Origin of the sequence: Streptomyces sp. NPDC021225, assembly GCF_044332865.1 — a bacterium.
Taxonomy (GTDB): Bacteria; Actinomycetota; Actinomycetes; order Streptomycetales; family Streptomycetaceae; genus Streptomyces.
Genome location: NZ_JBIRPV010000013.1, coordinates 14,954 through 34,661, shown reverse-complemented (window position 1 = coordinate 34,661; position 19,708 = coordinate 14,954). Strand labels below are relative to the sequence as shown.

18 protein-coding genes and 1 pseudogene are annotated in these 19,708 nt (G+C 70.5%); 5 read left to right on the top strand and 14 right to left on the bottom strand.

What is annotated here, in order from left to right; genetic code table 11:
* Positions 1 to 13: 13 nt before the first annotated feature.
* A pseudogene (locus ACH4S9_RS38150) lies at positions 14 to 1,102 on the bottom strand (polysaccharide lyase family 1 protein); the annotation flags it as partial.
* Positions 1,103 to 1,434: 332 nt separating this feature from the next.
* Here ACH4S9_RS38150 and ACH4S9_RS38145 point away from each other — a divergent pair.
* A complete protein-coding gene (locus tag ACH4S9_RS38145; protein ID WP_311726937.1) occupies positions 1,435 to 1,650 on the top strand; it encodes a hypothetical protein in 216 nt (71 codons plus the stop codon).
* Positions 1,651 to 1,750: 100 nt separating this feature from the next.
* On the opposite strand, the gene ACH4S9_RS38140 is transcribed toward ACH4S9_RS38145, so the two are convergent.
* Genes ACH4S9_RS38140 through ACH4S9_RS38110 form a run of 7 tightly spaced genes read right to left on the bottom strand, consistent with a single transcriptional unit; the run spans position 1,751 to position 8,704 of the window.
* Positions 1,751 to 2,956: a PP2C family protein-serine/threonine phosphatase gene (locus tag ACH4S9_RS38140; RefSeq protein WP_398376275.1), complete on the bottom strand. Its 1,206-nt coding sequence runs from the start codon at positions 2,954 to 2,956 to the stop codon at positions 1,751 to 1,753.
* A gap of 24 nt (positions 2,957 to 2,980) precedes the next feature.
* Positions 2,981 to 3,745: an ABC transporter ATP-binding protein gene (locus tag ACH4S9_RS38135; RefSeq protein WP_398376273.1), complete on the bottom strand. Its 765-nt coding sequence runs from the start codon at positions 3,743 to 3,745 to the stop codon at positions 2,981 to 2,983.
* Positions 3,742 to 4,545, bottom strand: a complete 804-nt coding sequence (locus ACH4S9_RS38130) for an ATP-binding cassette domain-containing protein (RefSeq protein ID WP_398376271.1) — start codon at positions 4,543 to 4,545, stop codon at positions 3,742 to 3,744. Before ACH4S9_RS38130 ends, ACH4S9_RS38135 begins: the two co-directional genes overlap by 4 nt.
* Positions 4,542 to 5,423, bottom strand: a complete 882-nt coding sequence (locus tag ACH4S9_RS38125) for an ABC transporter permease (protein ID WP_385349741.1) — start codon at positions 5,421 to 5,423, stop codon at positions 4,542 to 4,544. The genes ACH4S9_RS38130 and ACH4S9_RS38125 overlap by 4 nt, the downstream gene beginning before the upstream one ends.
* Positions 5,420 to 6,385, bottom strand: a complete 966-nt coding sequence (locus tag ACH4S9_RS38120; RefSeq protein ID WP_311726942.1) for an ABC transporter permease — start codon at positions 6,383 to 6,385, stop codon at positions 5,420 to 5,422. Before ACH4S9_RS38120 ends, ACH4S9_RS38125 begins: the two co-directional genes overlap by 4 nt.
* Positions 6,385 to 7,905 (bottom strand): ABC transporter substrate-binding protein, encoded by a 1,521-nt coding sequence (locus ACH4S9_RS38115; RefSeq protein WP_311726943.1) that lies wholly within the window; start codon positions 7,903 to 7,905, stop codon positions 6,385 to 6,387. Before ACH4S9_RS38115 ends, ACH4S9_RS38120 begins: the two co-directional genes overlap by 1 nt.
* 55 nt (positions 7,906 to 7,960) lie before the next feature.
* A complete protein-coding gene (locus ACH4S9_RS38110) occupies positions 7,961 to 8,704 on the bottom strand; it encodes a DUF1684 domain-containing protein (RefSeq protein ID WP_385349748.1) in 744 nt (247 codons plus the stop codon).
* 265 nt (positions 8,705 to 8,969) lie between these two features.
* Between ACH4S9_RS38110 and ACH4S9_RS38105 the strand changes: the two genes are divergently transcribed.
* The 4 genes from ACH4S9_RS38105 to ACH4S9_RS38090 all read left to right on the top strand — a co-directional run bounded on the left by ACH4S9_RS38105 (position 8,970) and on the right by ACH4S9_RS38090 (position 13,290).
* Positions 8,970 to 10,151, top strand: a complete 1,182-nt coding sequence (locus ACH4S9_RS38105; protein ID WP_398376268.1) for an ROK family protein — start codon at positions 8,970 to 8,972, stop codon at positions 10,149 to 10,151.
* 143 nt (positions 10,152 to 10,294) lie between these two features.
* The gene (locus ACH4S9_RS38100; protein WP_398376267.1) at positions 10,295 to 11,365 is read left to right on the top strand and encodes a substrate-binding domain-containing protein; all 1,071 of its coding nucleotides are present in this window, start codon (positions 10,295 to 10,297) and stop codon (positions 11,363 to 11,365) included.
* Positions 11,366 to 11,426: 61 nt separating this feature from the next.
* A complete protein-coding gene (locus ACH4S9_RS38095) occupies positions 11,427 to 12,434 on the top strand; it encodes a sugar phosphate isomerase/epimerase family protein (RefSeq protein WP_352130793.1) in 1,008 nt (335 codons plus the stop codon).
* A gap of 175 nt (positions 12,435 to 12,609) precedes the next feature.
* The gene (locus ACH4S9_RS38090; RefSeq protein ID WP_398376265.1) at positions 12,610 to 13,290 is read left to right on the top strand and encodes a response regulator; all 681 of its coding nucleotides are present in this window, start codon (positions 12,610 to 12,612) and stop codon (positions 13,288 to 13,290) included.
* Here ACH4S9_RS38090 and ACH4S9_RS38085 read toward each other — a convergent pair.
* From ACH4S9_RS38085 to ACH4S9_RS38060, 6 genes are all read right to left on the bottom strand, one after another.
* Positions 13,287 to 14,270, bottom strand: a complete 984-nt coding sequence (locus tag ACH4S9_RS38085; protein WP_311726949.1) for a PHB depolymerase family esterase — start codon at positions 14,268 to 14,270, stop codon at positions 13,287 to 13,289. The genes ACH4S9_RS38090 and ACH4S9_RS38085 overlap by 4 nt on opposite strands.
* A gap of 393 nt (positions 14,271 to 14,663) precedes the next feature.
* The gene (locus tag ACH4S9_RS38080; RefSeq protein ID WP_398376263.1) at positions 14,664 to 14,858 is read right to left on the bottom strand and encodes a hypothetical protein; all 195 of its coding nucleotides are present in this window, start codon (positions 14,856 to 14,858) and stop codon (positions 14,664 to 14,666) included.
* A 507-nt stretch (positions 14,859 to 15,365) separates the two neighbouring features.
* Positions 15,366 to 15,560 carry a hypothetical protein gene (locus ACH4S9_RS38075; protein WP_398376261.1) on the bottom strand — a complete coding sequence of 65 codons (195 nt, stop codon included), beginning with the start codon at positions 15,558 to 15,560 and terminating at the stop codon, positions 15,366 to 15,368.
* Positions 15,557 to 15,994: a hypothetical protein gene (locus tag ACH4S9_RS38070; protein ID WP_398376259.1), complete on the bottom strand. Its 438-nt coding sequence runs from the start codon at positions 15,992 to 15,994 to the stop codon at positions 15,557 to 15,559. Before ACH4S9_RS38070 ends, ACH4S9_RS38075 begins: the two co-directional genes overlap by 4 nt.
* Positions 15,995 to 16,104: 110 nt before the next feature.
* Positions 16,105 to 17,331: a helix-turn-helix domain-containing protein gene (locus ACH4S9_RS38065; protein WP_398376257.1), complete on the bottom strand. Its 1,227-nt coding sequence runs from the start codon at positions 17,329 to 17,331 to the stop codon at positions 16,105 to 16,107.
* Between the two features lie 317 nt (positions 17,332 to 17,648).
* Complete coding sequence (locus ACH4S9_RS38060) at positions 17,649 to 19,703, bottom strand: RICIN domain-containing protein (RefSeq protein ID WP_398376256.1); 2,055 nt, start codon at positions 19,701 to 19,703, stop codon at positions 17,649 to 17,651.
* Positions 19,704 to 19,708: the final 5 nt, after the last annotated feature.

Below are 19,708 nucleotides of genomic sequence, written 5' to 3'. Positions count from 1 at the left end.
GAGCCGCTCAGCGCGCCACGGTCCCGATGGCGGAGCTGGGCCCGGAGCGGGACTTCACGATCGACGGCACCTGGGAGGCGGGGTCCAGGGTGTAGTTGTAGTACGTCTTCGGGTCGAAGGCCGTGCCGCCGCTCTCGTTGCGGCCGGTGGTGCCCGCGAAGACGCTGCCCCGCTGCACCAGGGAGGCCGTGGCGTCCTTGATGACCGGGTTCTTCATGCCCTCGAAGTAGCTGTTCTCCAGCACCATCTTGGTGTTGCCGCGGGCGTAGTTGCCGTAGGAGGAGTTGATGCTCGTCCCCGGGTCGTCCTGGAGATAGTTGTTGTACAGGTGCGCGTGCGCGACGTTGTCGGTGGACGGATTGCGCTGCTCGGTCTCGTGGAACCAGTTGTGGTGGATCGTGATGTCGGCGGTCGTGTTCTCCGTCCAGCCGATGCCGAAGGCCTTGTTGTGCTGCTGTAGCCGGTTCCAGGACACCGTGAGGTAGGTGGTGTCCTTGCGGCTGTCGATCAGGCCGTCGGCCATGTGCCGCAGATCGTTGTGGTCGATCCACACATGGTGGGCGCCGTCCATCTGGATGCCGTCCCAGTCGTGGTCCTTGTCGTTCCAGGTGCCTTCGTAGGAGTCGCGGATCGTCAGATTGCGGATGATCACGTTGTGCACGCCCTGGCCGAGGAAGAAGCCGCCGCCGACGATCTGGCCCGCGGTCCCCGAGCCCACGATCGTCTTGTCCGAGGCGACCTTGATCTCCTTGCCCTTGGGGTCCATGGTGATCGCCCCGGCCACCACGATGATGTACGGGTCGGCGGACGTCGCGTACTTCTCCAGATCGGCGAGCGTCCGCACGGTCACGGTCGCCCCGCCCCGGCCGCCGTACGTCCCGTTCTGCCCCAACGCGTTGACGGAGGCGAAGCCGTCGGCGGCGTCATCGGCCCACGCCGCCGCGTCCATCGTCACCGCCGTCCCCGGTCCGGCCCGGTCCGGCGCGAAGGCGCCGCCGTCGGTGAGACCCACCGTGGCGCCCAGGGCCAGGGCCACTCCGGCCGTCAGGCCGAGCCTGCCCCAGCCCCTGCCCTGCCGCGTCTTGTGCCGCTCGGCTTCCATGGCCACCTCTTCCACAGCTCGGGGGATGTCGTCCATGCCCCTGTCGCCGCCGCAGGCCGAGAGGTTGCCCCATCGCGTCATCGGGTCGGGTCGGCTCCTCGGCAAACGATCGCGGGTACAAGGCACTGGGCGACGCGTTGCGGGTTGTTGTTTTGGGGTGCATTTCTGGCCCCCCGCAGTTTGCAGAGAGCCTTTCCGCGCGAGCGGCCCGTCCCAGAAGGAACTTGCCGAGCGCTGTGGCATCAGCGAGTCTCTGCTGTATGACATCGAGGCCGGCCGCCGAGGCCCCTTCCGAACTGACGATTTACCGGGCCGACACTGGACACGGGCGCATGAACCTCGGTCTGTACACGAACCGGGAGGCCGCCCGCGCCCACTGCGAGGACTACGCACGCGGTGGGCAGGACGACGTGCCATTCGCCTGGTACCCGAACGACGACAACGAGGCGGTAGAGGGCCTGTTCGTAGAGGGCGAGGGGTCGGACACCGGTTTCACGGTCACGGCGGTGCCCGTCGCCTCTGGGTACGACGGCAAGGCCGACGAGTGAGCCACGGGACCGCCCTGGCATTGCGGGCTGCCGGCCTGCGCCCTGACCGGCTTCGCCACCGCGCGGCAGCAGCTGCGGCGGAGCGCAGCGGAGCCTGCGGCTACGCCGCGACGGGCGGCTGCCATTCGATCATCAGAATCGTGGCGTCGTCGCTGAGTTCGTTCTTCCCCTGGTCGAGGATGGCATGGATGAGCAGGCGCAGCACCTCCGAGGCGTTCTGCCCCGCGGCCGTCGACCGGATGATGTAGTCGGCGAAGCGCTCCAGGCCGAACTGCTCGCCTGCTTCGTCGCGCGCTTCGACGATCCCGTCGGTGTAGAGCAGGATCTGGTCTCCGGGTTCCAGAGCCGTCTCGTACACCTGACGGCTGTCGCCGGACAGGCTGGCCGGCAGGCCCAGCGGCGGTTCGGGGGGCCGCACCAGCGCCTTCTGGTGCAGCCGGTGGCGGCGGATGAGCAGAGGCGGTGGATGGCCGCAGTTGCACCAGTGCAGCACGCCGGTGGGCATGTGCAGCTGGGCGAAGATGCCGGTGCAGAACTGGTCCGGCAGCGCCCGTGACAGCGCCTGATCCACGGCCGCGACCAGCTGTGCCAGGTCCGCACCGGTGCGCCGGGCATTGCGGCAGCCCGCCATGGCCACGGAGGTGGTGAGGCCGGACGCCAGATCGTGGCCCATGGCGTCGAGGATCGTGGCGTGCAGGATGTCCTCGGTGAAGGAGTGGTCGAAGGCGTCGCCGCCCAGCTCGTACGCGGGCTCCACGACCGCGGTCGACACCACCCTGCCGGTGCCGATCGAGCGCGGCGGCAGAAACGCCCGCAGCATCTCCGTGTTCAGCTGCATGGGCCGGGTGCGGGTGCGCTGCGCGAAGGAGTCGATGTAGGTGCGCTTGGACGTGATGATCAGGGCGAGGAACGAGGCCAGCACCCGGCAGCGCCAGAGCGTGTGCCCGTCCAGGGCCTTGCTGCGGAAGCACAGGACGCCCAGCCGCTCCGCCGCGTTGACCAGCGGCAGCCATACGAGCAGCCCGCCCGCGCCGTCCTCCGCCACCCGCAGGGAGTCCGTGCGGTACGCCCATCCGGCCAGGGAGCCGTCGACCTCCAGCTCCTCTTCGCCTTCATCCAGCGGCAGCAGCCGCCTCTGCTGGAGATCGATCAGATAGACGACGACCCGGCCCAGGCCCATGGCCTGGACATAGCGGTTCACGGCCTCGGGCAGCTCCGCGGGAGAAGCCTGTTCGGAGGCCCTGATCAGCTCCTCCAGCAGCGCTTCGGCGGTCTCGGCCGACGTCGTCCCGTCCGCGTCCACCATAGGGTCAACTGTACGGAATCCCGCTCAGGCGGGCAGGCGGGGCACGCTGTCGACGAGGCGGCGGGTGTACGGATGCGCGGGGGCGCCCAGCACCTGGGCGGTGTCGCCCTGCTCCACGACGCGGCCGCGCTCCAGGACCGCGGTCTGCTCGCACAGGGAGGCGACCACCGACAGGTCGTGGGAGACCATGACGATGGTCAGCCCGCGCTCCTGCTGCAACTCGGCGAGCAGGTCGACGACCTTGACCCGGGTGGTGACGTCGAGCGCGCTGACGGGTTCGTCGGCGAGCAGCACCCGCGGGTCGCACACCGTCGCGCGGGCGATCGCGATGCGCTGCCGCTGCCCGCCCGAGAACTCGTGCGGATAGCGCTCCGCGGCGTCGGCGGGCAGCCCGACCCGCTCCAGGGCCTCGGCCACCTTGGGCGCCGCCGTACGCCTGGTGTCGATGCCCAGGGAGCGCAGCGGCTCGGCCACGGTGGCGCCCACCCGGCGGCGCGGGTCGAGGGAGGAGTACGGGTCCTGGAAGACGCACTGCACGCTGCGCCGGAACCGGCGCATCTGCCCGGCGTCGCGCAGTCTCAGCGCCTCGCCGTCGAAGGCCACGGTGCCGGCGGTGGGCCGGGCGAGCCCGAGCAGCAGGCGCAGCAGGGTCGTCTTGCCCGCGCCCGACTCGCCGACCAGGGCGAGGCTGTGTCCGGCCCGGACGGCGAGGGACACGTCCTGGACGACGGGGGCGGCGCCGCCCCGGTAGCGCAGCGCGACGTCGCTCAGCTCCAGTACGGGGGTCATGACGCGCTCCTCGGGTCCAGGGCGGACTCCAGCCGGCGTGCGCTGGTCACCAGGGACTTGGTGTACTCCTCGCGCGGCGCCCGGACGATCTCGTCGACGGTGCCCTCTTCCACGGCGCGGCCGTCCTTCATGACCAGGGCCCGGTCGGTGACCTTGGCGACGACCGCCAGGTCATGGCTGACGAACAGGACCGCCATCTCGCGCATCCGCACCAGGGTGTCGATCAGGGCGAGCATCTCGGCCTGCACGGACACGTCCAGCGCGGTGGTCGGCTCGTCCGCGATGAGCAGCTTCGGCTCGCAGGCCAGCGCCATGGCGAGCGCCACGCGCTGGCGCTGGCCGCCGGAGATCTCGTGCGGGAAGGCGCGGGCGATGCGGCCGGGCTCGGGGAGCCGTACCCGCTCCAGCGCCTCGGTGACGGCCCGGTCCAGCGCGCGGCCGGTCAGCCCACGCGTCCTGCGGAGGGGCCCGGCGATCTGCCGGCCCACCCGCATCAGCGGGTCGAGCGCGGTGAGCGGCTCCTGGAAGACGATGGCGGCGTCGCGGCCGCGCACGCCGGTGAGCCGCTTCTCGCTCGCGCCCACGATCTGGGTGCCGCCCAGTTCCACGCTGCCGGTGGCGGTCATGCCCTCGGGCAGCAGTCCGAGCACGGCGAGGGTGGTCAGCGACTTGCCGGAGCCCGACTCGCCGATGACGCCGAGCCGTTCGCCGGGGGCGATGGACAGCGAGAGGTCGTCCACCAGCGTGCGCCCGTCCGCCGTACGGACGGTGAGGCCGCGCACGTCGAGGAGGGGGGTCATGCGCGCCTCCGCCGGGTCGCCGGGTCGAGGGTGTCGCGCAGACCGTCGGCGATGAGGTTGACGCCGATGACGAGCAGCACGAGCAGGATGCCGGGGGCGAGCGCGCCCGCCGGGGCGGTGGTGAAGGTGGCCTGCGCCTCCTGGAGCATGCGGCCCCACGAGGCGTTGGGCGGCGGCGCGCCCAGGCCGAGGTAGGACAGGCCGGCCTCGGCCAGGACGGCGAGGCCGAACTGGAGCGCCAGGTTGACCACGAGGGTGGGCCAGATGTTGGGCAGGACGTGTCCGGCCACGACGCGGGGCCAGGAGGTGCCCGAGGTGCGGGCGGCCGTGATGTAGTCCTGCGCCAGCACCCGCTTGACCAGGATGCGCACCAGGCGGGCCACCACCGCGCTCTGCGCGAGGCCGATCGCCAGCACGGCCGATCCGAGGGTGGCCGAGCGGGCGGCGACGATCAGCATGGCGAGCAGCAGCGTCGGGAAGGCGATCAGGATGTCGAGGAACGCGGAGAGCGTGTCGTCGAGCCAGCCCTGCGCGAACGCGGTCAGCACGCCCAGGGTGACCCCGATCGCGGCCGCGATCAGGACGGAGCCGAGGCCCGCCTCGACGGCGATCCGGGAGCCGGTCATCACCTGGGTGAACAGGTCGCGGCCGAGCTTGTCGGTGCCCAGGAGATGGTCCGCGGAGGGGCCGGTGAGCCGTCCGCCCGAGGTGTCGTCGGTGGCGTACGGGAGCCAGACCAGGGAGACGAGGGCGAGCAGGACGATCAGACCGGCCAGGGCGCAGCCGGCGAGCAGCGTGTACGACCGCTTGGCCCGGGGCTTGACCCGGGGCTCGGCGGAGAGCTTCGTGGGGGACGTGGGGGATGTCGCCTGTGTCATCGGGCGCCTCCCGAGAGCCTGTCCCGCAGCCGCGGGTCGATGATCCGCTGCACGAGGTCGGCCGCGAAGCCGATCAGCAGCACCGCGAGCGTGGAGACGAACAGCACGCCCTGGATGACCGGGTAGTCGTGCTGGGCGATGCCGGTGGCGAGCATCGAGCCCAGGCCGGGCAGCGCGAACACCGACTCCACGACGACCGCGCCGAGCAGGGTGGAGGCCAGCTCGATGCCGAGGATCGAGATCACCGGCACGGAGGCGTTGCGCAGCCCGTGCCGCCACATGGCCCATCCGAACGACGCGCCCAGGGCCCGTGCGGTCCGCAGATAGTCGCTGTCCAGGACGTCGAGGGTGGCCGACCGTACGTACCGGGTCAGCGAGGCGCCCATCACCAGCGCGATGGTGACGACCGGCAGCGCGAGCGAGCGGATCGCCTCGGCGGGCTCCGCCCAGCCGTCCTGGGGGAAGCCGCCCGCGGGGAGCCAGCCGGCGTTCAGCGCGAAGACGGCGATGAGGATCATGCCGAGCCAGAACACCGGGATCGCGATGCCGAGCTGGGACACCCCGCTGAGCAGCGCGCCGTACCAGGTCCGCCGCTTGTACGCGGCGACGAACCCGGCCGGGACGGCGATGAGCACCGCCAGGACGAAGGCCGCGAGCGTCAGCGGGATCGTGACGTTCAGCCGCGAGCCCACCTCGGGCGCGACCGGCAGCGAGCTGACGAACGACGTGCCGAGGTCGCCCCGGGCCAGCTGCCCGAGCCAGTGGGTGAACTGCTCGGGCAGCGGCCGGTCGGAGCCGATGGCGTGGCGTGCCGCCGCGATCTGCTCGGGGCTCGCGCCCACCGAGGTGAGCGCGTTGGCGGGGTCCCCGGGCAGCAGGCGCAGCAGCACGAACAGCACCACGCTGGCGAGGGCCAGCGACACCAGCAGGAAGGCGAGGCGGCGCAGGAGATACCGCGCCATCAGCCCTTCTTCTTGATGTCGTAGGCGAAGAACTGCGAGTTGAGGCCGTTGACGGGGTAGCCGGACAGCTTGCTGTTCGCGACCACGATCTGCGGGTAGAGGTACAGCCAGTCGCTGGCCGCGTCCTCGGCGGTCTTGCGGTTGACCTTCTTCAGCAGCTCGGTCTGGGCCGCCGTGGTGGACGCCGCCTCCGCCTGCTCCACCCACCGGGTGACCTGCTTGTTGTCATAGCCCCAGTAGAAGTCGGGGTTGCCGTACCAGACCAGGTCGCGGTCGTTGACGTGTTCCTGGAGCGTGGCCGTGAAGTCGTGGTTCTTGTAGACCTTCGTGTACCACTCGTCCGGCGTGATGGTGTTGATCTTGACCGTGATGCCGACCTTGGCGAGCTGCGACTTGATGAAGGTGGCCGCGGTCGGGTGCGGGTCGTAGTTCGGGGTGTCCAGGGTGAAGGTGAAGCCGTCCTGGTAGCCGGCCTCCTTCAGGAGCTTCTTGGCCCGGGCGGTGTCATACGCGTTGACCTTGGTGAGGTCCTCGTACCAGGGGTCGGTGGGCGGCACCATGGAGCCGATGAGCTTGCCGTAGCCGCCCCAGACGGACTCCAGCAGCTTCTTGTCGTCGATGGCGGAGGACACCGCCTGGCGGACCCGGACGTCGGTGAACGGCTTGGCCTTGTCGTTGAAGGCGAGCAGCAGCTTGGTCGTCGAGTTGCCGTCGTTGACCTTGTAGTTCTGGTTGTTCTTGAACTGGTCGAGGGCGTCGGGCGACTGCTCGCTGGTGACCACGTCCACCGCGTTGGTCAGCAGCGCGTTGTTCAGCGCCGTGGCGTTCTTGTAGTAGTGGAAGAGGACGCCCTTGTTGGCGGCCGCGCGGCCCCAGTAGCCGGCGAACCGGTCGAGGCTGAGGGCCGAGCCGCGGGTCCACTTGTCCAGCGTGTACGGGCCGGTGCCGTCCTCGCTCGTCTTGAGGTTCTTCGCCTCGGAGTTGATGATCCAGACGTAGGAGAGGTTGTAGACGAAGGAGATCGACTTCTTCGACAGGGTGACCTTCACGGTCCTCGCGTCGGGCGTGGCGATGTCCTTGATGACCTCGAGGCTGCTCTTGCGCGCGGACTGCGAGTCCTTCGAGATCACCTTCTCCAGGCTGTACTTGACGTCCTGGCTGGTGAGCTTCTTGCCGCTGTGGAACTTCACCCCGTCGCGCAGGGTGAAGGTGTACGTGAGCCCGTCGCCGCTGACCTTGTAGTCCTCGGCGAGCTGCTTCTCGACCTTGCCGTTGTCGCCGAGCTTGAACAGCCCCTCGTAGACATTGCCGGCCAGCGCCTCGGTGACGCCCTGGCCGCCGCCCGCGGTGTTGTCGAGGTTCTGCGGCTCGTAGAGCGAGCCGACGTTGACGGTGGCGTTCTTGTCGTACGCCCCGCCCGAGGCGCTGCCTCCGCCCGCACCCCCGCCGCAGGCGGTGAGGGTCAGGGCGAGGGTCGCGGCCGTGGCGCCGCCGTACAGGGAGGACTTCTTGATGTTCATGGAAGGAGTGCGCTCTTTTTTCTGCGGAGGGGTGGCCGCGGATCTGCGGAGGGGATCAGTGCTGCGCGAGGAAGCCGTCGCGGAAGACGGGGCGCTGCTCACCGGCTTCGACGGCCAGGTGGAAGCGGTTCTGCCGCGGCGGCATCGGACAGTTGTACTGGTCGGAGAATCCGCAGGGCGGCACGAAGGCGCGGTTGAAGTCCAGCCGGACCCGGCCCGGGTCGGCGGTGCGCTCCACGAAGAGGAAGCGCCCGGCGCCGTAGGTGGTGTCGCCGTTGGTGGGGTCGCCGAAGACGAGCAGCAGGGTGCCGTCGTCGTCGAAGGCGCTGAGCGTGTACTCACGGCCGTCCACGGTGAGCGTGATGTCGCCGGGCACCACCAGGTCGCGGGTGCCGCCGTTGTCCCGGATGTGCTCGAACGCGACGCGCCGGGCGCCCGGCACCGGCCGGTACGAGGCCTCCAGGACCCAGGCCGGGTCGTAGGCGAAGGCGTCGGTGCGTTCGAAGTGGCGGATGGCCGGCGACTCCGCGTCCCAGAAGCGCAGGCCGTGCTCGGGCTCGCCGGTGACCAGGTCGGTGCGGGAGAGCGCGGTGACGGTGATCCGCTCCGGCTGTCCCGCGCGGGCCGCGTCGAGGTCGGGGCGCTCGTCGGCCGGGAGCCAGCGGGTCTCGACGAGGGCGAGGTTCCCGGTCGGAGAGGTGACCGAGCGCCGCCGCTGGGCGCGCCAGTCCTCCCAGGCCGCGGCGGGGCCGGCGGCCGGCTGATCGGGGGTGGTGGCGTGGGACACGGTATGGCTCATTCGCGTAGTCGATCCAAGGCTGTCACGCCTCGATGGTCACGCTGCGTGAAGTAAACCCAAAGGACTCTCTTTATCTGTCATAAGACTGCCTAATGTCAAATTTGCGCCACATGGCGAGACGGCGCCCCTCTTTGTCCTCGAGCAGGTTAAAGCCAGCGTGGATTGCGGCGTAAATTCTTCCCACGCCGGACAGCCGCTGCTACGTTCCCCGTGAAAGCCGGGCCAGCGGCATGCCGATGACGGCGGGAGGGGCAGTGTGAGGCGCATGACGGCACGACCCGCGAACGCCCATCAGGCGCGGCTGCTGCGCCTGCTGCGCGACGGTGGGCCCACCTCCCGGGCGCAGCTGGGCGACCGGATGGACCTCTCGCGCTCCCGGCTGGCCGTGGAGGTCGACCGGCTGCTCGACACCGGGCTCGTGATCGCCGACGGGCTCGCCGCCTCCCGCGGCGGGCGCCGCTCGCACAACATCCGCCTCTCGCCCACGCTGCGGCTCCTCGGCGTCGACATCGGCGCCACCTCGGTGGACGTGTCCGTCACCAACGCCGAGCTGGAGGTGCTCGGCCACCTCACCCAGCCCATGGACGTACGCGAGGGGCCGGTCGCGGTCTTCGAGCAGGTCCTGGCCATGGCCGGAAAGCTCCGGGCCACCGGCGTGGCCGAGGGGTTCGACGGGGCCGGGATCGGGGTCCCGGGCCCGGTGCGCTTCCCCGAGGGGGTGCCCGTCGCCCCGCCGATCATGCCCGGGTGGGACGGCTTCCCCGTCCGCGAGGCGCTCAGCCAGGAGCTGGGCTGCCCCGTGATGGTGGACAACGACGTGAACCTGATGGCGATGGGAGAACAGCAGGCGGGCGTCGCGCGCTCCGCGAAGGACTTCCTCTGCGTCAAGATCGGCACGGGTATCGGCTGCGGCATCGTGGTCGGGGGCGAGGTCTACCGCGGTACGACCGGCAGCGCGGGCGACATCGGCCATATCGTGGCCGAGCCCGACGGCCGGCCGTGCGCCTGCGGCAACCGCGGCTGCCTGGAGGCGTACTTCGGCGGCGCGGCGCTCGCCCGCGACGCCGAGGCGGCCGCCCGCGAGGGCCGGTCCCCCGAGCTCGCGGCCCGGCTGGAGGCGACGGGGACCCTCGCCGCCAGCGATGTCGCCGCCGCCGCGGCCACGGGCGACGCCGCCGCGCTCGATCTGATCCGCGAGGGCGGCACCCGCACCGGCCAGGTCATCGCCGGGCTGGTCAGCTTCTTCAACCCCGGCCTTGTGGTGATCGGCGGCGGGGTGACGGGCCTCGGCCACACCCTGCTCGCCGCGATCCGCACCCAGGTCTACCGCCAGTCGCTGCCGCTGGCCACCGGCAACCTCCCCATCGTGCTGGGCGAGCTCGGCCCCCTGGCCGGGGTCATCGGGGCGGCCCGCCTGATCAGCGACCACCTCCTCTCGCCGGCCTGACCCGACACCCACACCCACACCCACACCCGCACCCACACCGCATCCCAACCCCCCTCGCCGCCTCAGCCGCTCCGCGATCAGCCCTGCCCGCAACGGCGCGATCACCGTCGCCGCCGTCCTGGTCCAGAAGGGTCGTACCAGCCATGAGGGACAACCCACACACACCGGCCGACTCACCGATCCGCACCAGCCGCAGAAACCTCCTCTTCGGAACCGCCGCCGCGGGGGCGCTCTTCGCCGCCGGGTGTACCAGCAACGAGAACAACAACAAGCCGGACGACAGCCGGCAGGCCGCGAACACGGCCGACACCGAGCCCGGCAAGAAGGTCACCATCGGCTTCGCGGGCCCCCAGGCCGACCACGGCTGGCTCAACGCCATCAACGAGCAGGCCAAGCGGCGCGCCAAGGAGTACGAGGACGTCACCCTGGAGACCACCGAGGGCTCCAACGACACCGCCCAGCAGATCGGCCAGATCGAGACCCTCATCAACAAGAAGGTCGACGTCCTGGTCATCCTGCCCGCCGACGGCAAGGCCCTCACCCAGGTCGGCCTCAAGGCCATGAGGGCGGGCATCCCCGTCGTCAACCTCGACCGGATCTTCGCCACCCCGCAGGCCTACCGCTGCTGGATCGGCGGCGACAACTACGGCATGGGCCTCAACGCGGGCACGTACATCGGCGAGAAGCTCAAGGACAAGAAGAGCGCCAAGGTCATCGAGTTGGCCGGGCTCGACAACCTGGAGCTGACCCGGCAGCGCACCAAGGGCTTCGACGACGCCCTGAAGAACTACCCCAACATCGAGAAGGTCGGCCGCCAGGCCGCCGACTTCACCGTCGAGTCGGGCCAGGCGAAGATGGCCCAACTGCTCCAGGCGCACAAGAAGTTCGACGCGCTCTGGAACCACGACGACGACCAGGGCGTGGGGGCCGAGCGGGCCATCCAGCAGGCCGGCCGGGACGACTTCCTGATGGTCGGGGGCGCGGGCGCCAAGCGCGCCATGGACGCCATCAAGGCCGACAACACCGTGCTGAAGGCCACCGTCCTCTACCCGCCGACCATGGCCGCCTCCGCGATCGACCTCGCCCGCGCGCTCGGCCAGGGCAAGGGCGTCGGCGGCCTCGCCGAGCTGGAGATCCCGGCCTCCATGACCCTCTACTCCGCCGTGGTCACCAAGGACAACGTCGACGACTACCTGCCCACGGGATTCAGCTGACCCCGCCCCGCCTGCCCTGGTCCCCCGACTACCCCCCGGTACCCGCCTGAGGAGGCCACGAATGCCCCGATCCTTCACTCTCTTCACCGGTCAATGGGCCGATCTGCCCCTGGAGGAGGTCTGCCGACGGGCCCGCGACTTCGGCTACGACGGACTGGAACTCGCCTGCTGGGGCGACCACTTCGAGGTGGACCGGGCGCTCGCCGAGCCCGGCTATCTGGACGGCCGGCGGCAGCTGCTGGAGAAGTACGGGCTCCAGTGCTGGGCCATCTCCAACCACCTGGTGGGCCAGGCCGTGTGCGACTCCCCCATCGACGAGCGCCACCAGGGCATCCTGCCGGGACGGATCTGGGGCGACGGCGACCCGGAGGGGGTACGGCAGCGGGCCGCGGCCGAGATGGCGGACACCGCGCGGGCCGCGGCCGCCTTCGGGGTCCGTACCGTCATCGGCTTCACCGGGTCGTCCATCTGGCACCTGGTGGCGATGTTCCCGCCAGTGCCGCCCCACATGATCGAGCGCGGCTACGAGGACTTCGCCGAGCGCTGGAACCCGATCCTGGACGTGTTCGACGCGGAGGGCGTGCGCTTCGCCCACGAGGTGCACCCGAGCGAGATCGCGTACGACTACTGGACCACGCACCGCGCGCTCGAAGCGGTCGGCCACCGCCCGGCCTTCGGGCTCAACTTCGACCCCAGCCATTTCGTCTGGCAGGACCTCGACCCGGTCGGCTTCCTGTGGGACTTCCGGGACCGGATCTACCACGTGGACTGCAAGGAGGCGCGGAAGCGGCTGGACGGCCGCAACGGCCGACTCGGCTCACATCTGCCCTGGGGCGACCCGCGGCGCGGCTGGGACTTCGTCTCCGCCGGTCACGGCGACGTGCCGTGGGAGGACGTCTTCCGGATGCTGCGCTCCATCGGATACGACGGGCCGGTGTCAGTGGAGTGGGAGGACGCCGGGATGGACCGCCTCCAGGGCGCGCCCGAGGCGCTGAAGCGGCTGAAGGCGTACGACTTCGACCCGCCCTCGGCCTCCTTCGACGCGGCCTTCGGCGGCGGGTCCGACTAGCAGGTGCCGGGGTGTCCCGGGGCCGGGGCGGGGCCGCCCGCACGGGGGTGGCGGGCGGCCCCGCCCCGGCCGCCGGGCCGTGCGCCGGCGCCATGGCTCACCATGGTGATGACGGCAGGCCGGCCAATGTGCCGCCGCGCCCCCCGCGCCCCCGAACCGGAAGAAGAACCCGCCCATGACGATCCGCGTCCTGCTCGCCGACGACCAGACCCTGCTGCGGGCCACCTTCCGGATCCTGATCGACTCCTGCGAGGACATGGACGTGGTGGCGGAGGCCGCCGACGGCGGGGAGGCGGTCGCGCTCACCCGCGCGCACGCCCCCGACGTGGTGGTGATGGACATCCGCATGCCCGGCACCGACGGCCTGGCCGCGACCGCGGCCATCTGCGCCGACGCGGATCTGTCGGCGACCCGGGTGCTGATCCTCACCACCTTCGAGACCGACGAGTACGTGGCGCGGGCGCTCCGCTCGGGGGCGAGCGGCTTCCTCGGCAAGGACGTGGGCGCCGAGGAGCTGCTGACCGGCATCCGCACCGTGGCCTCCGGCGACTCCCTCCTCTCCCCCGTGGCCACGCGCACCCTGATCACCCGCTTTCTCGCCGCCCCCGACCCCGAGGCCCCGCTGGCGCCGCCCGAGCTGCTCGCCTCGCTCACCGCCCGCGAGCGGGAGGTGATGGCCCTGGCCGCGGAGGGGAGGTCCAACGCCGAGATCGCCGGGGCGCTGTTCCTCAGCCCGCTGACCGTACGCACCCATGTCCAGCGCGCCATGAACAAGCTGGGGGCGCGGGACCGGGCCCAGCTGGTCGTCATCGCCTACCAGTCCGGCCTCGTACGCCCCGCGCCCCCGCGCGACTAGGGAGTGTCCAGGCCGAAGAAGGTGATGGCCCGGGCGGCCATGCCGGCGAGCGGAAGCGAGTGGCCCGTGCCCTGGACGCTGATGGCCTCGACGGGGGCCCGGTCGCCGGTGGCCCCGTAGCGGGTGCGGGTCCAGTTGGTCTGCGGACGGTCCGTGCTCGCGGGTGTCTGGCTCACCCCGAGGACGTTGGTCCACTGCTTGATCGCCTCACCGAAGTTCGGATAGCGCAGCGTGGCGTCCTCGGTGCCGTGCCACAGCTGCATCCTGGGCCGGGCGCCCGTGTACCCGGGGTAGGCGCCGCGGGCCAGATCGCCCCACTGCTGCGGTGTCTTGATGATCGTGCCGTTGGCGCAGGCGCTGTTCCAGCCGGATCCGTCCGTGGTGGCGAAGCAGCCGAAGGGCACGCCCGCGAACGCGGCGCCCGCCTTGAACACGTCCGGGTAGTCGCCGAGCAGGACGTTGGTCATCATGGCGCCGGAGGAGGCTCCGGTGACATAGACCCGGCTGGGGTCGGCGTTGTTGCGCTGCTGAACGTAGCGGACCATCGACACGATGCCCACCGGGTCGCTGCCGCCGTCGTGCCGCAGCGCCTGCGGCGAGGAGACGTCGAAGCAGTTGCCGCTGCGGGTGGCGGACGGGTAGATGACGATGAAGCCGTAGCGGTCGGCCAGCGAGGCGAACTCGGTCCCGGAGTAGAACGCGGGGCCCGAGCCCGTGCAGTAGTGCACCGCGACCAGGACCGCGGGTCGCGCCGCGACGTTGTTCGGCACGTACAGGTGCATCCTGAGGTTGCTCGGGTTGTTGCCGAATCCGGTCACCTCGGTGAGCGTGGCGGCCGCCGCGGGCGGCGGTGTCAGCAGGAACAGCGACGCGAGCAGCGGCAGGATGCCGCCGAGTAACGCCGCGAGCACGGACCTGGGTGTTCTGCGCCGCCTTCCGGCCACGTCGGTGTTTCCGGCTGACGCGGGGCTGTTGGTCATGTCCCTGTCCTTTCTAAGAGCTATCCCGTGTTGGTGTTGCTGGGTGCGGGGTGCGGTCGTGCCGTTCCGGCGTGGGCCTGGGGCCGCGTGGGTGCGGGTCGGGTCTCGCCCCCATAGCCTTCGGCATGGGACGTACCCCCATGGTTGCCATGGTGCGGGTTCCCGCGTTTCGCTGAGAGGCCCGTTGCCCGGGGAGGTGTGTCCCGGGGCGGTGTGCAGCCGCATGGGTCCGGCCCGTGGAGGGTGCGGCTGAGGCATGGATCTGTGGTGAGTTTGAGACGGCGACACGCCGTCGCTTCGGCGTGTCGCCGTCTCAAACTCACCACAAAATCGCGGGCATTGAGCGTACACCCGACCGTGCACCGCAAGGCAGTGCACGGACGGGGCGATCAGTCAGCCTCGGCTGGCCTCACGGACGCAGTCGGAGCACACCCACTCGGCGCGCGCCACCAGCCGGGTCCGCTCCTTCGGGTGCTTCTCGCACCACCGCGACGGGCCGGACCGGTCGGGCAGGTCTCTCTTGATCAGCATCCCGATCATGGCCCGCGGCTTCAGCGGCTCGTCATCAGGAACTCGCTGGTCCGTCATTTCTCTTCCTCACCGATGGGTGGGCCGCTGGCACAGGGGCGTCCGGGACGGGGGAACCGGACCACCAGCGGCCCACCGGTCTACGTGGCCTCTGTCTGCGGAGCCTTGTGGCAGTCGCAGTCACAGTCACAGCGGATGGTCATGATGAGCACGCCGCGAGTCGCGGGCGGTACCGGCTTCAGCCGGACCTCGTGCGGGCCGCGACAAAGATCGTGAATCTCCTCGGGCGTGGAGTCGGGCTCGGACGTGCACAGGGCGCAGTACGGGGACATACGCCGGGCGCCGACCGGGACGGTCACGATGCCCTCCCTACACGGGCCGCCCGCAGCGCCAAAACCTGGGCAACGCCAGCCGGGACGAGCTCCGGGTCCGACGGCAGGGCAGCGCACACTTCGCACGCGTACCGGATCCATCCCGGCCCTGACGGAGCGGGCAGGTACTGCCGCCCCAGCTCCGGGCCGGTCTTCCGGCAGCAGTAGCAGGCCGCGAAGCGCTCGACCGGGGCACTCATTCCAGGCCCCGCTCTCGGGCGCGCCGGAGGGCGGCGAGCTCGGCGAGCGGGTCCCGCTGCTTCGGGAAGCTGGGCGCGCAGCCGGGGCACGCGTAGGCAGTGCGGCCGCCGCAACTGGCGGAGTGCACGTGCGCCACGATGACCGGCTGGCTGGTGGACTTGTCACAGCGGGCGCAGATCTGGGAGATCACCGCTGAACCTCCTCGCGAGGACCGAGCGCTTCGCGGATCGCGGTCCGCAGCGCCGCGAAGAGGGCCGCCGGGTTGGTGAGGTACCGGTCGTACCGGAGCGGTACGCGCCAGCGCACGCCCGGCCCCGTCTCGAAGCCCAGGGAGGGCACTTCGATGTAGGCGGTCGTTCCCCAGACTTGGATGTTGGGCAGCTGGCTCATGTCCCATTCGGTGGCTGAGCCGGGAGCGATCAACCAGTAGAGGACCTTGTCGAAGGGGTTCTCGATAACCGCGCCCGTCGTCTCGCCCAGCAGGTCGAGAGCGCATTTGCCGATGCCGATGGAGAGGGGGACGCGCACGACGTCCCACGATCGGCCAGCGGGCTGCAGCTGCGTGCTACGGCCGCTGGGCGGCGTCCACGGCGGGACGGGGCGGCTATCGTTCGTCGTCTCCAAGGGAGCTCCCGGCGTCATCAGTGATCAGGTGATGACTGACCGTAAGGGTGCGGCGCGGGGCACAGAGGTACACCCTGTACCCCCTTGCCGAGGGGTACGGTTCGTACCCCTCACGCGGCCACAGGCAGCCCCAACTCCCGACGCAGGCGCTCGGCATCGCGCCGGACCGTAGCCGGGCCGGACTCGGCCAGATCCTCGATGGTCGATCGGGTGAAGAGGTTGAAGCGCGCGGTCTCAGCCGATTCCTCGCACGCCTTACCCAGCAGATGCACCACCGCGACCGGCTCACGCTCCAGGCTGTACGCCCGCGCCGACTCGATCAGGTGGAAACTGCGGCGCGTAGCCGACTCCATCGGCGACACGTCCACTCGCCCGGCCGCCTCGACTGCCCCGCGCCCGCTGACGAGGTCCGCTTCCATAGTGATCGCGTAAGCGTCGACCATGCCCTGCCCGAAGATCAGGTACGGGTGGGCGTAGGTCTTGCCAAGCTTCTTGGCCACCCCGTTGGCGCGGCCCCAGAATCGTTCGGCGTCGCCTCGGCGGCCGACCTTCGCGTAGGACAACGCGGCCGCCAGTTGGAGAAGCCCCCAGCGCGCCAGATCTTCCCGGTCGTCGTCAGGGCGGAGGAGATCGGATGCCTTCATCGCCAGCTCGACGCGGGCATCATGCCTCTCGCCCGCATCCCTAAAAACATGATTCATGTACCAGGCGGCGCACGCGATGGCCTTCGGGCTGTCCGCGTCCTGCGCTGCGGACATTGCCCGGTCGCCGGTGAGCATCACCAGCTCGGGCACGGGCTGAAAGGACAGGTAGAGCTGGACGAGGTGGTACGTCTCGGCGAGGGCGGCGAGCACGCGGCGCCGGTCCGTGCCTTCGTAGACGCGTGCGGCATGCTGGAGATCGGCGAGGAGGTCCGGCAGCACGACGGCGATGCGCGTCCTGTGCTCGCCGATGCCGTGCCACAGCTGCCACGCCTGCCGCACGCTCGACAGGAGGACGTCGACTGGCTCCGGTTCCTCATCGTGGTCGTTGAAGTGATAGCTCGTGAGCGCTGCCTTGACGGCGGGTAGGGCGTTATGCACGGCCCTGGCGTAGCTGGAGGTAGTCAGGCGCTCGTCGCCGGTCAGCTCTGCGAGGTCTTCCACACCAAGGACATCGGCGAGGCGGAGCAGCAGCGGGAGGCGTGGGACGCCGAGGCGCCCAGCCTCGATGGCCTTGACCCATTCCGCGCTGCGCCCGATGAGGCCGCCGACGACGGGGCGTGTCTGTCCGTTGCGTTCGCGGCGCTTCTTCACGCGTTGGCCGAATGTGCTGGGAGTGTCGTTGCTTTCGGGCATACTGAACTCCGTTCTGAACTCGACACTCAGACGGTACTCCCGGGCCAGCCGGGATTGCAGCGATCGGCCTCCATATCACCGTGGGGGCCGTCGTGCTTCCGAGGCATGACGAAAGCCCCCTCGCCAGGCGCGGAGGCCAGCGAGGGGGCACAGGGCGGATGGCGGCACCACAACAGCGACCTCCGGCTGGATACGGGTCGCCGTGGACGGCCATCCGTACGGTGGCCGGAGGGCGCTGTGGTGGCTCATCGAGGCCGCCGGCGGCTACGACATCGACCTGCCGTGACCGCGTCGGCCTGCGCTGACGATGGCGCCGGTCAGCTCACGTCGGTCACCTTCCAGCGCTGGTTGGCGCCGGAGTTGGGCTGCCAGGTGGAGACCGCGGCCCCGTCCTGCGTGGACTGGCCGGAGACCTCCAGCAGCCTGCCGGTGGCGGCGTTGACAAGGGTCCAGGTGGAGTCTCCGGTGGTCGACATGATCCACTGGGTGGCCTGGTCGCGGGTGCCCTGGTCGGGCTCCAGGACCGCGGCGCCGTCACGGACGGCAAGGCGCTTGCCGTCCGTCGGGTTGGTGAACACGTACCGCTGCCGGTTGCCCTCGCCGCTGATCTGGCGGAGCTGCCAGCGCTGGGTGGTGTCGGCCGCGTCGGCGCTCGCGGTCTTGATGACGAGCCCGGTGCCGCCCTCCGCGACGGTGAGTTCCTTGCCGCTCTGGGCGCCGGTCAGCCGGTAGGTGTGGCCCTCGCGCAGCAGCGCGGCGTCCTTCGCGGTACCGGAGACCCCCTTGACGAGGAAGGAGGTCACCGATTCGGCAGGCACGGTGAAGGTGGCGCGCCGGTCGGTGACCCGGATCGGGCGGTGCCGCTCCAGCTTGCCCTCGGCGCTGGTCACGACCGGGGTGACGGCGGCGCCGCGGGAGACGTCGGCGAACTTGGACAGGTCGATGGTGACCGTGCGCTCGGCGGTGGTGCGGTTGACATGGACGACGGTGGCGCGGTTGCCGCGCTGGGAGACGGCGGCAGCGCTGGAGGTGTCGTCGACCTTCACCAGCCGGTCCCCGGGCTTGATGTAGTGGGTGAAGTTCCGGGCGGTGTCGAACTTGGTGTTGGTGCGGATCGGGCAGGACTTCAGGGTGTCCTGGGAGGTGCAGCTGAAGGGGAGCTGGATGCTGCCCCAGTTGCCGCCCTTGGCGGACTCCCCGCCGGGCTTCATGTTGTCGTAGTCCTCGACGGGCTGCCAGAAGACCCAGGCGCGGGGTTCGAGTTCCCGCAGGTCGTCGACGATGTGCTGGGCCAGTCCGAGGCCGGGCCTCATGTCCTGGAAGTCCTGGCCGTCGCCCCAGTCGCCCTCGACCTCGCTCATCCACAGCGGCTTGTCGGCCGCCTTGGCCAGGTCGCGCACGGTGGTACGGCCGCCGGTGCCGTAGGTGTGCACGTTCATCTGGCCGACGAGGTCACGCACCTCCTGCGGGTAGGTGTTCCAGTTCTGGGCGAAGATGTTCGGGTTGGTCTCGTCCATCGCGGAGATCTTCGCGCCGGTCCTGGCCTTCTTCAGGGCGGGTGCCAGGGCGCGGATCACCTTCTGCTGGAGTTCGGGGCCGATGTGGGCCCCTTCCTGACGGCCGCCGACCGGCTGGCCGTCGGCTCCCAGACGGGTGCTCCAGTAGTTGGTGTTGGGCTCGTTGAAGGGGTCGACGGTGTCGACCTTGATGTCGTGCGCCTTCTCCAGCCGCTTCGTGGCGCCGGCCAGGTAGGCGGCGAAGTCGTCGACGGATTCGGTCTTGAGCTGGTCGATGGTGGCGTTGAAGCCGCCGGAGACATAGCCGCTGGTGGTCATGAACCAGGGCGGGGAGTTGCTGAACGTCTCCCAGTGGTCGATGTCGCCCTTGATCCGGTCCACCCACCAGCGCTGCTTCGCGTCGGCGTCGGGGTTCCAGTCGGCGGGGTCGTCGGCGCTCCACCAGTCGGTGTCCTCGCGGGTGGTGCCCTCGGGCGCCTTCCACCAGCCCGGGACCGCCCCTCCGGCGCGGAGGTAGTCCTTGACGTCCGGGGCGTTGCCGCCGCCGATGTTGTAGCGGGCGATGTTGAGGGCGAGGCCGTCGTCACCGAAGAGGAGCGAGGCCAGCTTCTGGCGTATCTCCTCGGGGTAGCCGCCGGTGGCGTTGGCGAACCACACCAGGCTGGTGCCCCAGCCCTCGAACTTCTGCTGCTGGTAGGAGGGGTCGGGCGAGACGGTCACGGAGGCGGCCGCGGCCGTCGGCTGGGCCTCTGCCCGTGCCTGCGGTGACGGTGCGGTGATCAGGGCGGCGCCGGTGGCCAGGGCCGTGACGCCGATGGCCCCCAGGAGCCGTGGTGTGCGGGTACGGCGTTCCATCGTGT

Excerpts from the sequence above, each read along its gene's own strand:
- ACH4S9_RS38145 (WP_311726937.1), top strand. The coding sequence starts at position 1,435 with ATGAACCTCGGTCTGTACACGAACCGGGAGGCCGCCCGCGCCCACTGC.
- ACH4S9_RS38140 (WP_398376275.1), bottom strand. The coding sequence starts at position 2,956 with ATGGTGGACGCGGACGGGACGACGTCGGCCGAGACCGCCGAAGCGCTG.
- ACH4S9_RS38135 (WP_398376273.1), bottom strand. The coding sequence starts at position 3,745 with ATGACCCCCGTACTGGAGCTGAGCGACGTCGCGCTGCGCTACCGGGGC.
- ACH4S9_RS38130 (WP_398376271.1), bottom strand. The coding sequence starts at position 4,545 with ATGACCCCCCTCCTCGACGTGCGCGGCCTCACCGTCCGTACGGCGGAC.
- ACH4S9_RS38125 (WP_385349741.1), bottom strand. The coding sequence starts at position 5,423 with ATGACACAGGCGACATCCCCCACGTCCCCCACGAAGCTCTCCGCCGAG.
- ACH4S9_RS38120 (WP_311726942.1), bottom strand. The coding sequence starts at position 6,385 with ATGGCGCGGTATCTCCTGCGCCGCCTCGCCTTCCTGCTGGTGTCGCTG.
- ACH4S9_RS38115 (WP_311726943.1), bottom strand. The coding sequence starts at position 7,905 with ATGAACATCAAGAAGTCCTCCCTGTACGGCGGCGCCACGGCCGCGACC.
- ACH4S9_RS38110 (WP_385349748.1), bottom strand. The coding sequence starts at position 8,704 with ATGAGCCATACCGTGTCCCACGCCACCACCCCCGATCAGCCGGCCGCC.
- ACH4S9_RS38105 (WP_398376268.1), top strand. The coding sequence starts at position 8,970 with ATGACGGCACGACCCGCGAACGCCCATCAGGCGCGGCTGCTGCGCCTG.
- ACH4S9_RS38100 (WP_398376267.1), top strand. The coding sequence starts at position 10,295 with ATGAGGGACAACCCACACACACCGGCCGACTCACCGATCCGCACCAGC.
- ACH4S9_RS38095 (WP_352130793.1), top strand. The coding sequence starts at position 11,427 with ATGCCCCGATCCTTCACTCTCTTCACCGGTCAATGGGCCGATCTGCCC.
- ACH4S9_RS38090 (WP_398376265.1), top strand. The coding sequence starts at position 12,610 with ATGACGATCCGCGTCCTGCTCGCCGACGACCAGACCCTGCTGCGGGCC.
- ACH4S9_RS38085 (WP_311726949.1), bottom strand. The coding sequence starts at position 14,270 with ATGACCAACAGCCCCGCGTCAGCCGGAAACACCGACGTGGCCGGAAGG.
- ACH4S9_RS38080 (WP_398376263.1), bottom strand. The coding sequence starts at position 14,858 with ATGACGGACCAGCGAGTTCCTGATGACGAGCCGCTGAAGCCGCGGGCC.
- ACH4S9_RS38065 (WP_398376257.1), bottom strand. The coding sequence starts at position 17,331 with ATGCCCGAAAGCAACGACACTCCCAGCACATTCGGCCAACGCGTGAAG.
- ACH4S9_RS38060 (WP_398376256.1), bottom strand. The coding sequence starts at position 19,703 with ATGGAACGCCGTACCCGCACACCACGGCTCCTGGGGGCCATCGGCGTC.